This window comes from Anaerobiospirillum succiniciproducens DSM 6400 (assembly GCF_000482845.1).
GTDB classification, from domain to species: Bacteria; Pseudomonadota; Gammaproteobacteria; order Enterobacterales; family Succinivibrionaceae; genus Anaerobiospirillum; species Anaerobiospirillum succiniciproducens.
In genome coordinates this window covers 1-1099 of sequence record NZ_AXWV01000160.1, presented here as the reverse complement: position 1 = coordinate 1099, position 1099 = coordinate 1, and the positions used below count along the sequence as shown (strand labels likewise).

Sequence of the window (1099 nt, the reverse complement as noted above, 5' to 3'; positions counted from 1 at the left end):
CTCTCAGGCAAGCAGGTAAATGAAGTGGCCAAAGAGCATTGTGTATCTGATCAGTCAGTACGCAACTGGCTCGCTGACCCCCAAATTCTTGCTACAGCCATGTCTGTTAGCAAAGATGCTGCTTCTCAAGAAGATCTGAAATCTTCTGCTCCAGGCACTCTCACCGATGAAGGTGCTCTCGCGCTGTATTTGTTGTCTAGAATCGAGGGTTTAGACTGCGGCAATGAGATCTCGCGTGTCTGTCGCAAAGCTGGTGCCCATGTTGATGAAGCGTTGGCATATGGTGAAATGCTTGACAAACGAAGCAAACTACCTGAGTTGGCACTAAAAGAGTCGAGCAAACACATTGGTAAGCTTCAAGCTGATGTAGCAAACCTTTCTAAGAGGCTTGCTGATCAAAAGGAGTCTTTTAAAGAGGTCATACGATCAGTAAAAAAATTTCAAGCGACCTGACAGAACGAATAAAAACGTTGATCGCAACACCTGCAGGTCGCAAAGAGTTTTTAGCAATGTATGATCGACTCCATGATTTACCAGAAATAACCTTAGATACACTAAGTGAAGCGTTTGGAATTCCTGATAAAAGCATTAGAAATCTCCGAAAAAATCCAGAGTGTATCGACGGCAGGACGATAACTGGTGCTAAAAAGAAGAGCAAACGCGCTATCACTGATGAAGAGAAGCAGCACGTTCTTGAATTACTCAATCTTGATGAGGTTAAACGCATGTCTATTAGGGCAGCTTACTATCACATCATGGATGAGACTAATTACTCGTTTGGTATGTCTCTAAGATCAGTATATAAAATAGCAAAAGAAGCTGGATATAGGGATCGAAGTGGCACTAAGCGAACTACTAAAGGATCACACACCAAGAAATCGCATGAGGTGACTGCACCTAACCAAGTATGGGTGTTTGACTACTTTAGTATTCCTTTAAAGGGCTACTTAAATAAATACGTCCATTTTCTTACTGTAATGGATCTATATAGTAGACGTATACTTAACGATGACATATCTCTTTCTCAGACGTCAGATGATCTTATACGTATTTTTACAAAACTGTTTAAAGAGTATGGGATCACTCCAGAGACTGGCTT

Annotated in this window: 2 protein-coding genes; both read left to right on the top strand. The window is 41.5% G+C overall.

The features are described from left to right. The coding region (locus H524_RS0112030) for a hypothetical protein (protein WP_027940361.1) at positions 1-453 on the top strand (453 nt) is incomplete at its 5' end. Between the two features lie 56 nt (positions 454-509). Further along, a partial coding sequence (locus tag H524_RS0112025; RefSeq protein WP_027940360.1) for a hypothetical protein occupies positions 510-1099 on the top strand: 590 nt, incomplete at its 3' end.